Annotated in this window: 18 protein-coding genes; 7 read left to right on the top strand and 11 right to left on the bottom strand. The window is 53.5% G+C overall.

The genetic code is table 11. The features are described from left to right. The 6 genes from KKC1_RS14300 to KKC1_RS14325 form a co-directional block, all read right to left on the bottom strand. Window positions 1–485, bottom strand: a 485-nt coding sequence (locus KKC1_RS14300; protein WP_272946682.1) for a beta-ketoacyl synthase N-terminal-like domain-containing protein, incomplete at its 3' end; no start/stop codon positions are given. A gap of 15 nt (window positions 486–500) precedes the next feature. Beyond that, window positions 501–1,238 carry a 3-oxoacyl-[acyl-carrier-protein] reductase gene (fabG, locus tag KKC1_RS14305; protein WP_088555095.1) on the bottom strand — a complete coding sequence of 246 codons (738 nt, stop codon included), beginning with the start codon at window positions 1,236–1,238 and terminating at the stop codon, window positions 501–503. Window positions 1,239–1,241: 3 nt separating this feature from the next. After that, the gene (gene bioD / locus KKC1_RS14310) at window positions 1,242–1,937 is read right to left on the bottom strand and encodes a dethiobiotin synthase (protein ID WP_088555096.1); all 696 of its coding nucleotides are present in this window, start codon (window positions 1,935–1,937) and stop codon (window positions 1,242–1,244) included. Window positions 1,938–1,952: 15 nt separating this feature from the next. Continuing rightward, window positions 1,953–3,119 (bottom strand): 8-amino-7-oxononanoate synthase, encoded by a 1,167-nt coding sequence (gene bioF, locus KKC1_RS14315; protein ID WP_088555097.1) that lies wholly within the window; start codon window positions 3,117–3,119, stop codon window positions 1,953–1,955. Between the two features lie 11 nt (window positions 3,120–3,130). Beyond that, window positions 3,131–4,486, bottom strand: a complete 1,356-nt coding sequence (gene bioA / locus KKC1_RS14320; RefSeq protein ID WP_088555098.1) for an adenosylmethionine--8-amino-7-oxononanoate transaminase — start codon at window positions 4,484–4,486, stop codon at window positions 3,131–3,133. Next, a complete protein-coding gene (locus KKC1_RS14325) occupies window positions 4,476–5,321 on the bottom strand; it encodes a 6-carboxyhexanoate--CoA ligase (RefSeq protein WP_192868275.1) in 846 nt (281 codons plus the stop codon). Before KKC1_RS14325 ends, bioA begins: the two co-directional genes overlap by 11 nt. Before the next feature lie 295 nt (window positions 5,322–5,616). On the opposite strand from KKC1_RS14325, the gene nadA reads away from it, so the two are divergent. The 5 genes from nadA to KKC1_RS14350 all read left to right on the top strand — a co-directional run bounded on the left by nadA (window position 5,617) and on the right by KKC1_RS14350 (window position 9,910). Next, entirely contained in the window at window positions 5,617–6,522 is a 906-nt protein-coding gene (gene nadA / locus KKC1_RS14330; RefSeq protein WP_088555100.1) for a quinolinate synthase NadA, read from the top strand. A gap of 14 nt (window positions 6,523–6,536) precedes the next feature. After that, entirely contained in the window at window positions 6,537–8,087 is a 1,551-nt protein-coding gene (nadB, locus tag KKC1_RS14335) for an L-aspartate oxidase (RefSeq protein WP_088555101.1), read from the top strand. A gap of 29 nt (window positions 8,088–8,116) precedes the next feature. Continuing rightward, window positions 8,117–8,953: a carboxylating nicotinate-nucleotide diphosphorylase gene (gene nadC, locus KKC1_RS14340; RefSeq protein ID WP_088555102.1), complete on the top strand. Its 837-nt coding sequence runs from the start codon at window positions 8,117–8,119 to the stop codon at window positions 8,951–8,953. Window positions 8,954–9,071: 118 nt separating this feature from the next. Beyond that, window positions 9,072–9,437, top strand: a complete 366-nt coding sequence (locus KKC1_RS14345) for a nucleotidyltransferase family protein (RefSeq protein WP_088555103.1) — start codon at window positions 9,072–9,074, stop codon at window positions 9,435–9,437. Then, window positions 9,434–9,910 carry a ribonuclease toxin HepT-like protein gene (locus tag KKC1_RS14350; RefSeq protein ID WP_088555104.1) on the top strand — a complete coding sequence of 159 codons (477 nt, stop codon included), beginning with the start codon at window positions 9,434–9,436 and terminating at the stop codon, window positions 9,908–9,910. The genes KKC1_RS14345 and KKC1_RS14350 overlap by 4 nt, the downstream gene beginning before the upstream one ends. A gap of 57 nt (window positions 9,911–9,967) precedes the next feature. Here KKC1_RS14350 and KKC1_RS14355 read toward each other — a convergent pair whose 3' ends face one another. Beyond that, the gene (locus KKC1_RS14355; protein WP_192868276.1) at window positions 9,968–10,837 is read right to left on the bottom strand and encodes a YveK family protein; all 870 of its coding nucleotides are present in this window, start codon (window positions 10,835–10,837) and stop codon (window positions 9,968–9,970) included. An 87-nt stretch (window positions 10,838–10,924) separates the two neighbouring features. Further along, window positions 10,925–11,383: a hypothetical protein gene (locus KKC1_RS14360; protein WP_088555106.1), complete on the bottom strand. Its 459-nt coding sequence runs from the start codon at window positions 11,381–11,383 to the stop codon at window positions 10,925–10,927. Between the two features lie 281 nt (window positions 11,384–11,664). On the opposite strand from KKC1_RS14360, the gene KKC1_RS14365 reads away from it, so the two are divergent. Together KKC1_RS14365 and mazF are read left to right on the top strand one after the other, a co-directional pair. Continuing rightward, window positions 11,665–11,898 (top strand): AbrB/MazE/SpoVT family DNA-binding domain-containing protein, encoded by a 234-nt coding sequence (locus tag KKC1_RS14365; protein WP_088555107.1) that lies wholly within the window; start codon window positions 11,665–11,667, stop codon window positions 11,896–11,898. After that, a complete protein-coding gene (gene mazF, locus KKC1_RS14370) occupies window positions 11,892–12,230 on the top strand; it encodes an endoribonuclease MazF (RefSeq protein WP_088555108.1) in 339 nt (112 codons plus the stop codon). Before KKC1_RS14365 ends, mazF begins: the two co-directional genes overlap by 7 nt. 101 nt (window positions 12,231–12,331) lie before the next feature. Here mazF and KKC1_RS17670 read toward each other — a convergent pair whose 3' ends face one another. The 3 genes from KKC1_RS17670 to KKC1_RS16435 all read right to left on the bottom strand — a co-directional run. After that, window positions 12,332–12,511, bottom strand: a complete 180-nt coding sequence (locus KKC1_RS17670) for a type II toxin-antitoxin system RelE family toxin (protein WP_088555109.1) — start codon at window positions 12,509–12,511, stop codon at window positions 12,332–12,334. Then, window positions 12,504–12,851, bottom strand: a complete 348-nt coding sequence (locus KKC1_RS14380) for an AbrB/MazE/SpoVT family DNA-binding domain-containing protein (protein ID WP_088555110.1) — start codon at window positions 12,849–12,851, stop codon at window positions 12,504–12,506. The genes KKC1_RS17670 and KKC1_RS14380 overlap by 8 nt, the downstream gene beginning before the upstream one ends. 100 nt (window positions 12,852–12,951) lie before the next feature. Then, window positions 12,952–13,280 (bottom strand): MqnA/MqnD/SBP family protein (locus KKC1_RS16435; RefSeq protein ID WP_305790413.1); only part of this gene is annotated, 329 nt, incomplete at its 5' end.

The raw sequence follows: 13,280 nt of genomic DNA on the forward strand, positions 1-13,280 counted from the left end.
TAGGTACTGGTAAATCCCCGTGCCCCTATGAGCCGGGCGACTGCAGCGGTGGCAGCCGCCGGCTGGGCCTCAAGGATTACCCCGTCCCAAAGCGGATCATTTACTTTTTTGACCCCGCCCAGCCGCAAATGGAGCAAAAATTCATCCAGGAGCTCAACCCCTCCCCGGCTGGTCCCAAGGCTTACCCCAACCGTTTCCCCCTTCAGAGCAACGCCGTCCAGCCCGGCATCCCGCCAGGCTTCGGCAGCGGCTTGAACGGCATAGTGACTGAACAATCCCCGGGGGTTACCCGCAGCCGCTAACAACGACTTCGACAAACGGAAATGCTTGATTTCTCCCGCAATCCTGGTGGGGTACCCTTCGCTGCTGAAACGGGTAATGAAACTGATGCCGCTTTTTCCCGCCCGGAGATTTTGCCAGTAGGATTCTATTCCTATCCCAAGAGGAGTCACTACGCCGATTCCGGTTACCACCACTCTTTTCACCGCTGTCACCTCAAATCAGGGAATCCGGCAGTCAACATGAAAAACCTGGCCGGTAATATAGCCGGCCCGAGGCGAACAGAGGTACCCTACCATGGCCGCCACTTCTTCCGGTTGGGAAGTCCTGCCCAGAGGGATCTGCTCCAGCAGTTTTTTCCTGATTTTCGGAGGAATGCCCGCAGTCATCTCGGTATCTGTAAAGCCCGGCACCACCGCGTTGACCAGAACATTATACCTGGCTACCTCCTGGGCCAGCGCCCTGGTGAAAGCGATTACCCCGCCCTTCGCCGCCGCGTAATTGGTCTGGCCGATCCGGCCCCTCAGCCCGACAATGGAGGCTATGTTGATAATTCTACCCCGTTTCGCCTCAACCATTGGTTTCAGTACCAGTTTGCAGCAGTTAAAGACTCCCTTCAGGTTGGTATTGATAACCTCATCCCATTCCTCTTCTGACATCCTCAGAAGCAGCTGATCCCGGTTAATGCCGGCATTGTTGACCAATATTTCAATGGGTCCCAGTTCTTTCCGGACTTTTTCCACCATTGCGGCCACCTGTTGAAACCGGGATACATCCGCCCGGAAGGCCGCAGCTTTTCCCCCCGACTGCTTTATGTGCGCCACGACTGCTTCCGCCGCTTTTTTATTCTCCCGGTAATTAACCGCCACAGCAAAGCCCTGGCCGGCCAGGGTTGATGCGATGGCGGCCCCGATGCCCCGGGAAGCGCCGGTCACCAAAGCCACCTTTGTATCTTCCATATCTTACAGCCACCTCTGTAATAGGGAGAGATTAAGATATTCTGACAACCTGTCCGCCAGAAGCGAGATGACCTCCTCTGTGCTGTCGGCCGCCAGATGAGGGATGATCCCGAGTATCGGTATTTGACTCCAGTACTCGATGAGCCCGGGGTTGGTTTTCTCTCCGTAATCACCCCTGTCCCGGTAGCCGTTTATGACGATGCCGGCCACCTCCAGCCCTATCTGCCGGGCTGCAGCAACCGTCAGCAGGGTATGGTTTATAGTGCCTAAGTTAGGTCTCGCCACAACGAGCAGAGGCAGGCCGAGGTCCCGGGCAAGATGGGCTACCAGTGTGTCTTCCGACAGAGGGACCATCAGTCCCCCGGCTCCCTCTACCAGCATCAGCTCGTGCCGCCCTTCTAATTTTCGGAACCGTTCCAGGATAATTTCCTTCCGGACTTCCACTCCTTCCAGGCGGGCGGCCACCGCGGGAGCCAGGGGTTCCCGGAAGGAATACGGCACTACGTCCTCCCACGGGTCATCAACACCGGCAAACTTAACCAGCAACTCCCCGTCAGAAACTGTCTCAGCCCCCGACTGGGCCGGTTTCATAACCCCGGCGTTAACTCCCTTCTTTCGCCAGTATTTTGCCAGGGCTGCAGTTAGAACCGTCTTGCCCACTCCGGTATCGGTAGCGGTTACAAAAAACCCTCGTGCCAAGGTATTAACCCCCTTTTAAATCAATCCGGTATCTTTGCCGGCCTGGTAAAAAATCTCTAAGGCCTCCGCAATGTCTTCAGCACTGTGCGTGGCCATGACTGTCAGCCGGATCCTGCTGGTACCAGGAGGTACAGTCGGGGGCCGGATGGCCGGCGCAAAAAGCCCTGCCTCCTGCAGAGCCTGGCTGAAACGCAAAGCGTCACGGGCATCGCCAATGATAACGGGGATGATGGGGGTGCCGGAAGGTAAAAGAGAATATCCCATGGCATTAAGACCCTGCTTGATTTGCCGGGCGTTAGCATGAAGGCGTTCCCGCCGGTCCGGCTCCTCCTGTACTATTCTGAGCGCCGCTCTAGCCGCCGCAACCGCTCCCGGCGTGAGAGCGGTGGAGAAAATAAAGCTTCTGGCCCTGTTCCGCAGGTATTCTATCAGTTCTCTGGACCCGGCCACAAAGCCGCCTTCGCTGGCTAGAGCCTTGCTCAGGGTGCCCATTCGGATGGGCACCCGGCCTTCCAGGCGAAAATGTTCCACCGTCCCCCCGCCGGACTTACCCAACACCCCAATACCGTGAGCATCATCTACCATCAGCAAGGCGTCGTACTTCTCGGCCAGCGCAACCAGCCCCGGTAATGGGGCCAGGTCACCATCCATACTGAATACCCCGTCGGTAACGATCAACCGCCGCCGGTACCCCCTGGCGCCGGCCAGCAGGGCCTCCAGGTGGTCCAAGTTTTTGTGTTTATAAATGTAAGTCCTCGCCTTGGACAGCCTGCACCCGTCAATAATGCTGGCATGGTTTAATTCATCACTGAATATGGCGTCTTCCGGACCGGCCAGGACACTGATAGTCCCCACGTTGGCGGCATAGCCGGAACTGAACACCAGGGCCCCCTCGCTCTTTAAGAAGCAGGCTAGCTCTCTCTCCAGGGCCTCATGGAGGTCAAAATTTCCGGAGACCAGCCGCGAAGCGCCGGCGCCCGTTCCGTAGTGCCGGATGGCTGCTACCGCTGCTTCGACTACCCTGGGATGTCCGGCCAGGCCGAGGTAATTGTTGGAGGCCATCAGAAGCATCGTCCGCCCGTTTACTTCTACCCGCGGCCCTTTCAGACCGGAACAGGTCTTCAGGGTGCGGAACAGCCCCGACTTTTTCAGTTCCTCCAGCTCTTTTCGCATAAAATTCATGACCGGCACCTCTAACCGGTTACTGTCTCGATGGAGGCCTTGATAATGTTTAACATTACCCTCAAATCATCGCAGCTGCTGGCCAGCGGCGGCATAAACACAATCACGTCCCCCAGGGGACGGATAATCATCCCCCGCCGGCGGGCCTCCAGGCAGACCCGATAGCCGGTCTTGTCCTTCCAGGGGTAGGGGGTTTTCTCAGCCTTATCCTGGACCAGTTCAATCCCCACCATCATCCCGCACTGCCGTACCTCTCCTACATGAGGCAACTCAGCTATTCCGGTTAATTCTTCCTCCACTACCTTAATCTTCTCGCCCAACCCCTCAAGAAGCTTTTCTTCCTCGAAGAGCCTGAGGTTGGCCAGCGCAGCGGCGCACGCCAATTGGTTTCCGGTATACGAGTGGCCGTGGAAAAAGGTCTTCTTTTCTTCATACTCGCCGTAGAAGGCCCGGTAAACCTCTTCGGTGGTGAGGGTGGCCGCCAGGGGTAAGTAACCGCCGGTAATCCCTTTGGCAACGGCCATCAGGTCCGGCTGCACACCTTCATGCTCGCAAGCGAACATTTTTCCCGTCCTGCCGAAACCGGTAGCCACTTCATCAACAATAAGCAGAACCCCGTACCGGGTGCACAGGTCGCGAACTGCCTTGAGAAAGCCGGGCGGGCTGGTCAGCATACCGGCTGCCCCCTGGATCAGCGGTTCCACCACGAAGGCCGCTATGGACTCGTGCTCCTCTTGCAGGACCCGCTCTATGTACTGCAGGCATTCCCGGCTGCAGGATTCTTTGTCTCTTTCATAAGGGCAGCGATAGCAATAGGGCGAGGGGACCTTTCTGGTCTCAAAAAGGAGCGGGCGGTAGGTAGCGTGAAAGAGGTCAATTCCCCCTACGCTGACCGCCCCGATAGTGTCCCCGTGATAGGCGTTGGTTAAGGTTAAAAATTTGGTCTTACCGGGGCAGGGATTTTCCTTCTGCTGCCAGTATTGATAGGCCATTTTGAGGGCAATTTCCACCGCCTCCGAACCGCTGTCCGAATAAAAAACCCGGGTCAGGGAAGCTGGAGTGATAGCTACCAGCTTTTCCGCCAGCTCAATGGCCGGCACATTGGAGAGGCCCAAAAAAGTAGAATGGGCAATCCTGCCGAGCTGGGATATAATGGCCCGGTCAATCTCCTCCTTGCGGTGACCATGGATGTTCACCCAGAGAGAAGAAACACCGTCATAGTACTCCCGGCCATCAACGTCTATAAGCTTAATTCCCTTTCCTCGTTCGATAATGACAATGTCTTCCTGTTCCCAATCCTTCATTTGGGTAAAAGGGTGCCAGATATATTTTTTGTCTTTTTCCGCCAGCGTTAACTTATCCACCATAGCCTTCACCTTCCTTCAGGATTCTTAACAGTTCTTTTATACCGAGGGGAGGGTAAATTGGCGCTATCCGGTCGACCAGGACGGGATGCTCTGAAAGAAAAGCCTTGAACGGACCTTCCCGGTAATCTTCTCCCCGCACAAAGAAGACGCGCCCTCCCCGGAATCCCTCTCCTTTAAAATGCGGGATACGGATGTATCCCCAGCGGGGGACGGCAACGTACCCCGCCACATAACCGGGATTGTCCGAAAAGCAAAGCTCGGCTACCATACCTGGGGCCCTTGCCACTTTGCTCGCCAGCACCAGGGCCTCCTTCAGCCTGGTATGCCGGAGACCCGCTTCCTCCAATGCTTTTTCCAGATGCGCGGCTCCTCGAGCCGTAAGGTCCATATTGGTCACCCTGAGGCCCAGGGCGCCGGGATCATCCAGCCTTGTACCGGTCCGGGCATCCAGGACGGCCGCACCCTTAAGGCCGGGTTCTTCCTCTCGCTGAAAACCTATGAGCTCCAAGGCTTTCTTGATGCTACCGGCACTAACCCCGGCCCTCTGCAGCAGTTCGCCGGCTGCCTCCCGTCCTTCCACATCATCCCGGACCGCCAGTTGATAGACGGGCAGGCTCTCAATGAGCACAGGCGGTTCTTTTAACTCCACAACTTTGATGTTAATAAAATCAGGTTTCCCGTGGGCATGGTGGAGGGCGCGCCGCACCAGCCGGGCGACGGTAACTTCGACCTCTTCGGCCGCTACGATTTTTTCTGCACCGGAGACGTGCCTACCCCCCTTTTCGTGGGGTCCCCCTTGTGCGGCGCGCATTTTAACACTAAACAAACCCTTCATTTTATCACCTGGAACTGTAATGATTTTTAAATTGTTAACCATTTGATGTTGAGTGGTTAACAATTAACAAAAATTAACTCCCCGAAATTTATTTTTATTATAGATTTTTTAACCTGATATCGTCAACCATTTTCTTGATTTAGGTTAACGTTTGGGTAGTGCGGCCCGCTCAACCAGGTGTTAGGCCTCCGTTTCCTCTCTACCCTCATTGACACCCAGCAAAGGCTGTTCTATAATTTAAACAAATTTTTGCTACCTGTGACAAGACAGGTGACATGACTGGGGGTCTGTTCTGATGTCTGAACAATTGGTTGCCAAAATTCAGCGCCTGAAGCGGGAAAGAAACGCGGTGATCCTGGCTCATAATTACCAGCTTCCCGAAGTACAGGATGTGGCGGATTATGTGGGAGATTCTTTCGAATTGAGCCGAAAGGCGGCGGCTACCGATGCGGAGGTAATCGTTTTCTGCGGGGTACACTTTATGGCCGAAAGCGCCTTTATTCTCGCTCCCCATAAAACGGTGCTGCTGCCGGAAAGGCTGGCCGGCTGCCCACTGGCGGAGACCATTACGGAAGACGACCTGAGGAGGAAAAAAAGAGAATATCCTGAAGCCACGGTCGTCTGCTATGTCAATTCTTCGGCGGCGGTAAAGGCGGAAAGCGATATCTGCTGCACTTCTTCCAATGCCGTCCAGGTAGTAAATTCCCTCCCTTCAAAGCAGGTGCTGTTCGTACCCGACGCCAACCTGGCCCACTGGGTGGCAGGACAGACGGACAAGGAAATCATTCCCTGGAGGGGCCACTGTGTCACCCACCACCGGGTAACCGAGGAGGATGTAAGGCGGGCACGCGAGGCCGTTCCCGGGGCGGTCATTGCCGTGCACCCGGAATGCCGTCCCGAGGTGGCGGCCCGGGCGGACTTCGTGGGCAGCACTTCGGCCCTTTTGCGTTTCGCGCGGGAAACCGACCACCGGGAAATTGTAGTGGGCACGGAAATGGGCATTCTCCACCGGATGAAAAAAGAGAATCCCCACAAGAAGTTTTACCTTCTTTCGCCGGGACTGATCTGTCCCAATATGAAAATGACCACCCTGGATAAGGTGGCCCGGGCCCTGGAGCGTTTGGAACCGCGCATCACCGTGCCCGAAGGTACCCGGCTGCGGGCGGCCGCCGCCCTGGAAAAAATGCTGGCGGTGACCTGAGGAGATGAACAACCGTGAACCTTAAATCTCGGCTGGATTTCAGCCTGGACGTTACCGTAACAGAGGCATCTGATTTTATAGTCGTAGGCAGCGGAATTGCCGGCCTCTATACCGCCCTCAAGGCCGCCGAGCACGGCCGGGTGCTCCTTTTAACCAAGGAAGGGCTTGACACTTCGGCCACTTATTATGCTCAGGGAGGCATAGCTGCGGCCCTGGCAGAGGAGGACGACCCGGAACTTCACCTGGAAGATACGCTGGCGGCGGGAGCCGGTCTCTGCCGACGGGAGGCAGTGGAAATCCTGGTAAGGGAAGGCCCGCGGCGGGTGCGGGAACTCCTGGACATGGGAGTTCCCTTTGACCGGGACGCCGAAGGCAACCTTTTACTGGCCCGAGAAGGCGCCCACCGATGCCGGCGTATACTGCGGGCCGGCGGGGATGCCACGGGCAAAGCGATCCAGACTACCCTTTCTTGCATGGTAAAACGTCACCCTGATATCCGCTGTATGGAAAGAGTATTTGTAGCCGACCTGCTGACTTCCGGAGATACCTGCCACGGCGTTCTGGCCCTGCAGGAAGGTCGGGAAACATGGCTGGCCTTTCCCGGGAAAGCTACCATCTTAGCTACCGGCGGACTGGGACAGGTCTATGCCTTTACCACCAACCCTGCGGTAGCCACCGGAGACGGTGTCGCTATGGCCTGCCGGGCTGGAGCAGAAGTGGCCGATATGGAATTTGTCCAGTTTCACCCTACGGCCCTCTTTCACCCCCGGCAGCCGGGGTTTTTAATTTCGGAAGCGGTACGCGGAGAGGGAGGCCGCTTGATCAATCACCGCGGAGAGCGCTTTATGCCCCGTTACCACCCCCAGGCGGAACTGGCGCCGCGGGACATAGTCTCCCGGGCTATATTCTCGGAAATGCGGCGTCACGGGACCGATTGCGTTTATCTGGATTTAACCCATTTGCCCGGCAGGTTTCTCAAGGACCGCTTTCCTACCATTTACGCAACCCTTGCCGCCTGCGGCGTGGATATGGCCGCGGAGCCCGTTCCCGTTGCCCCTGCCGCCCACTACAGCATGGGGGGTATAAAAACTAACCTCCACGGAGAAACCAGTATCCGGGGCCTTTATGCGGTAGGTGAGGTAGCCTGTAACGGAGTACACGGGGCCAACCGGCTGGCCAGTAATTCCCTTCTGGATGCCCTGGTATTTGGCTACCGGGCCGCCGCTGCTGCGGCAGCTTACGTGCAGTGCCACCCGGGAATACCGCGGGAACTTTACCGGCCCGGCAAATTGAACCCCAGGGCTCGCTCCGAGGAGCCACTTGAAATAGAAGGCACCCGCCGGCGATTGCGGGAGCTAATGCAGAGGGAAGCCGGCGTTATTCGCCACCGGGAGGGCCTGGCCAGGGCGAAAAAGGAGATAGGTCAAATGCTGGACAATTTATCCTTTCCCTTCCGGGACAGGCAGTCTCTCGAACTGCTGAATATGCTCACCGTAGCCCACCTCATTCTTTCCGCAGCAGAACAACGAAAAGAAAGCCGAGGCTCCCACTACCGCTTGGATTAAATGGGGTCCGGCAGGGAGGTGATTGGAGGTTGGATATTGATAAACTTTATTTGAGTCGCATTGTCCGGCAGGCCCTGAGCGAAGACCTGGGTACCGGCGATATTACCACCGACAGCATCGTACCCGGAGATCGCAGCGGTACCGCGGAAATAGTGGCCAGGGAGCAGGGATTAATAGCCGGGATGCCGGTAGCGGAAGCAGTTTTTGAGGTTTTGTCCGGGGAAGTATCGTTTGCAGCCAGAGTAGAGGAAGGAGAATGGGTGGAGAAGGGGCAGGTGCTGGCAGGTTTGACCGGACCGGTCCGGGCCATTCTCAAGGGAGAACGGGTGGCCCTCAACTTTCTGCAGCACCTGTCCGGTATTGCTACCGAAACGGCCCGGTTTGTGGCGGCGGTAAATGGATTCCCCGCCCGGATTGTAGATACCAGAAAGACCACGCCCGGCCTGCGCCTCCTGGAAAAATACGCCGTGCGCGTGGGGGGAGGATACAATCACCGTTTTGGCCTATATGACGCGGTGCTTATCAAAGACAATCATATCAAAGCCGCCGGGAGTATCTCTCAGGCGGTATCCCTTGTACGGCAGCGGGTTTCCCCCTTCGTCAAAATAGAAGTGGAAGTGGAAAGCCTGGATCAGGTCCGAGAGGCCCTGAATTCCGGGGTGGATGTCATTATGCTGGACAACATGTCCCTGGAAGAAATGAAAACCGCGGTAAATATGGTTGCCGGCAAAGCCCTGGTAGAAGCGTCGGGGGGAATTACCCTGGAGCGGGTGAGACAGGTCGCCGCCACTGGGGTGGACCTGATTTCCATAGGTGCCCTCACCCACAGCTTCAAGGTGCTGGACATCAGCCTTGAGCTCATTTGATAAGCTAAGGATGGGCTTCTGAGAATTACAAATTTTGTAGACAATTATGTAAAAAATTGGTATAATAAAAGTATGCCTTAGCTTCAATTTTTAAGATATTGTAACCGGTGGTGGAATCATGGTTACCCAAGAGAAATTAGAGCTATACCGGGCCGGATGGCAGGAATACAAGAAAAAGAAAAAGCAAGATCTGGAAAAACGTTTCCAGGAGGCCCGTCAGCGGGCCCACCTGGCTGCCGATCACCTCAAAAAACATTATAACTGCAATGTCTATCTTTTTGGTTCGCTCCTGAGCAGCGACAAGTTTCTGGAGCATTCGGACATAGATATGGCCATATCGGGTCTGGATGAACGGGTCAATTTCTGGCGGTTGTATTCGGAAGTCATGGACATCCTGGCGCCGTTTGATTTCGATTTGATTGAACTGGAAAACATTGATGTTGAAGCAAGGGAAGAAATTCTTAAGGAGGCGATAGAGTTATGAGTCCAGACCTGATGGTGATGGAAGCCAGGATACGGAAGGAACTTTCTCAACTGCAAAAGCTGGAGAAAGAGCTAGCAGGAATCCTGAAAGCAGGAGAAACGAAGATGGAAAGTGTCCGGCTGAGGGCGTATGCTTCGATATTACATGATTTTTATTCCGGCATAGAAAAAATCTTTATAACTATTGCCCGTGAAATCGACCAGTCAATACCGACAGGCGAAGGATGGCACAGGCAACTTCTGGAACAGATGACCCTGGATTTACCCACCAAAAGGCCTGCCGTAATAGATGCTAAATTTGCAGCGCAACTCCAAGAATACCTGAGTTTTCGCCATCGTTTCCGTAATCTTTATGGTTACGAACTACAATGGCTTAAAATGGAAGACCTTGTCAAAAACATGGGGCCAGTTCTGAAGGATTTCAAAATTTATATCGAGAAGTTCCTGGGAGTGTTATCCGATATTATGAAATAAAACAACGGTGCCGAACAAGAAAAACCGTCCGCTGGGCACGGACGGTTTTTCTTCTTCTCAGGCTTTACCGGAAGCCTGCTTGAGTTCTTCCGCTGTTAGGGGATTGTTTTTGAAGTATTCAAGGACAAAGGCCAGGAACACTCCCACCATCAGGCTGAGTACGCCGGCGATGGCAACGTTAAGCACCTTTCTGGGTTTGACCGGATTTACCGGGATGGAAGGTTCTTCCACCAGGCGGGCAGGCTGGAGGTCCAGTAGCTGTTTCTCGGCACTCCGGTAGGCATTCATTAGATTTATGCGGTTAAGCTCAGCGTTTCCGATGTACAGCAGCAGGTTATTGCGCTGCACTTCCTTCTCTACGTCATTAATCTTTGAGTCGCCATCCATTTTGCGCAGGCTTTCCTTAAAGGCGGTAATGCTCTGCTCCGTCTCCCGGAGATTCTCCTCCAGCGTTTTCAGGTGTTCCTCCAGCAGCCTGCGCTCCGCCTCGTAGGTCTGCAGGCTCTTTTCCCGGAAAACGTTCACCATCTCTTTGATAATGGCCCTGGCCGTGAACGGGTCCTCGTGGAGCACTTTGATTTCAAGAAATCTTGTATTCTTGATCTCACTTATAGATATAGTATTTTTAAAAGCCGGCATTTCTTCCGCCGTTACCTCCAGCCCCAGCCGGTCTACAACCGTTCTCAGGGTATCGTCGCTGGTAAGTATCTCTCGTACGCTGATAGGGTTGGTATAAACCGGGTCGTTGTAAGTGCCCAGGGCTAGGGTGGCGGATACCTCGTACACCGGTGTCATCAACATGCTGCCCCCGGCGGCTGCAATCACGGCGACAATGAAAAGAGCTATGATAAATGACTTCCAGCGCCACAAGACCAGTATATAGTCTCTCAAGTCAATTTCCTGCTCCCAGACGTGTTCTTCCAACACTATCACACTCCTGAAGAAATTTTGCTACTATACCGGACTTACCTGCACACTCTGGTAGTATATTCTCCTTCCGGAGTGGGATTCCTGTTAACTTTGTGAAAAAATTTTCAATTTGACTGCTGTATAGGCGGTTACCCAACCGTAAACCAGGTGTCCCAGGAGAAAGACCATCAAGGTTGGGAAGTCGGTCCGGGCCACCGGGAGACAGTCGGTGAACTTGGCAATGAAACAAAGATTGATAAACCAGGCACCCATGCCGAAGGCCATACCTTTAACAGAGTGGTAGTCGGTGCCCGTAAGGTAAAATATAACCATCAGGGCGATGGCGAAAAGGACGCTGCAGGAAAAGTGGGCAAGCAGGCCCACGATTCGCCCCTGCCAGGTAAAAACCTGATCGTAAGGGAACAACAGGGAAGCGGCCAGGTTGATTATCGATATTTTACTTACGCCGAGCAGAAGCATCAGCTGTACAACCAGCGATTTGGCAATTCCGCCGGCTGTTCCGGCAATAAGGGTGATAATTGCGGTATCTCGCATGACACGCATGATAAAATCCCTTCCTTAAATGGGACTGGGGGTATGCATTCATTCAAGCCGGGGACGGTTCTTGACTTGAATAGGTTTTACGGCCTGTTAACCTAACTTTTTCTAGTATGCCTTACCGGCTCCAAAATTATGTCGCACTTATCATATCCCTCCCAATTTCTCTCGTTCCAACTCTAGAAACGCTGTAGCCCTCTTGCTCTACTTTACGAAATCGACTACCGCTTGAAATAGATTAAATAATCGTATATACTATGTATATACAGAAAGGAGGGAAACTCCCCATGCAATCCCAAATTAAAAAGTGGGGAAACAGTCTAGGGATTCGTATTCCCAAGGTGTTAGCTGAAAAAGCCGGACTCGTCGAGGGAACTCCGATTGAGCTTCAAGTAGACGGTGACGCTATTATTGTCCGTCGGAAGCGTTATACTTTGGAAAAGCTCATGTCCCAGGTTACGCCCGAAAATATTCACGGGGAAATAGAAACGGGATACCCGGTCGGGCGTGAAGAATGGTAAGGCGTTATATTCCGGACCGCGGCGATATACTATGGATTCAATTTAACCCCCAGAAGGGACATGAGCAGGCTGGAAGAAGGCCGGCGTTGGTAATATCGCCTGCACTTTATAACGGTAAGGTGGGGTTAGCTTTACTGTGCCCCATTACCAACCAGGTAAAGGGGTATCCCTTTGAAGTAAAGCTGCCTGCAGGCCTTAAAATTTCCGGCGTTATATTAGCCGACCAAATAAAAAATTTGGACTGGCAGGCTAGGAGGGCGGAATTTATTTGTAAGGCCCCGGAGGAAATCGTCGCAGAAGTTCGGGAAAAAATTCTTGTCCTCTTAGAATAAAAAACCCCGGTTTGTTCAAGCGGGGGACTTCAAGCGGAGGACGGTTCTTGTTCGAGCGGGGGACGGTTCTTGACTTGAATGGGTTTCAAGGCCTGTCGATTCTATATCCTCCTAACCGTAAACCCATAACTGTACAATCCATGCAAATTACCGTGCAAGGTCTTGCCTCTATCTGGATTTTGAGCACATTGACGAATTTGGGAAATAACCGTTCTCTGAACTGCTTTATCCAACTTCTTAATGTCTTTTATGGCCGCTCGCTTGTACTTGATTTCATACATGGTTCAGCCCCAATTCCCTTAAGACTTCTTCTTCTGGAACATCCTCATCAGCCATACGTTCTTTTAATTCTTGTTCGAGGGCTCTCAACAACATCTTTTTCTTCTGTTTTACTCTAACCTTCGCTTCCCGACCACTGTAACCCTCTTGCTCCACTTCCCGAATAATCAACTCTTCCATCTCATCAATTAAAGAAACAGGTTCTAAAATAGCTGTAGATCTTTCCTCGTCCACTTTCAGATAAACGTAATTACCGATAGAAAGCTTCTTCCTCACCGTTTTGGGAATGGTAATCTGTCCTTTAGGACTGACTTTTAATTTTATACGTCCTACTCGTTCCATAAAAAATCACCTCAAATTAAGTTTAACACTTTTTAGGTAAAAAGTAAAAATTCAAATATAAAATTTTAGCTTTTGGTGTATACTGGTTGGAAAAAGCGTTTCACACCGGATCTTCTCCCCATACCCTCAGGGTTACTTTGGGAGGAATCAGGCCGCAGATCTGGGCGTGGGCGTAATATCGCAGGAGCGCCCTGCGGGAAACCCCGTCGAATTCGTGACGGAGGGCCCGGAAGTACTCCTCCAGCAGGACCGGAGATACGGGATACCGCTTCGCCGCCCTACGGGCCAGGTCGGGAAGGTTACCCATGGCCTGCGCGCGGCAGTCTACCAGAGCCCGCCTGATAAATTCTACCTGGACCGGGTAGCGGCGGGCAAAATCCTGTCGGGCCACCCATAGGGCGTAAATTAGAGGCTCTCCGGTGAACTCCT

This window comes from Calderihabitans maritimus (genome assembly GCF_002207765.1).
Lineage (GTDB): Bacteria > Bacillota > KKC1 > Calderihabitantales > Calderihabitantaceae > Calderihabitans > Calderihabitans maritimus.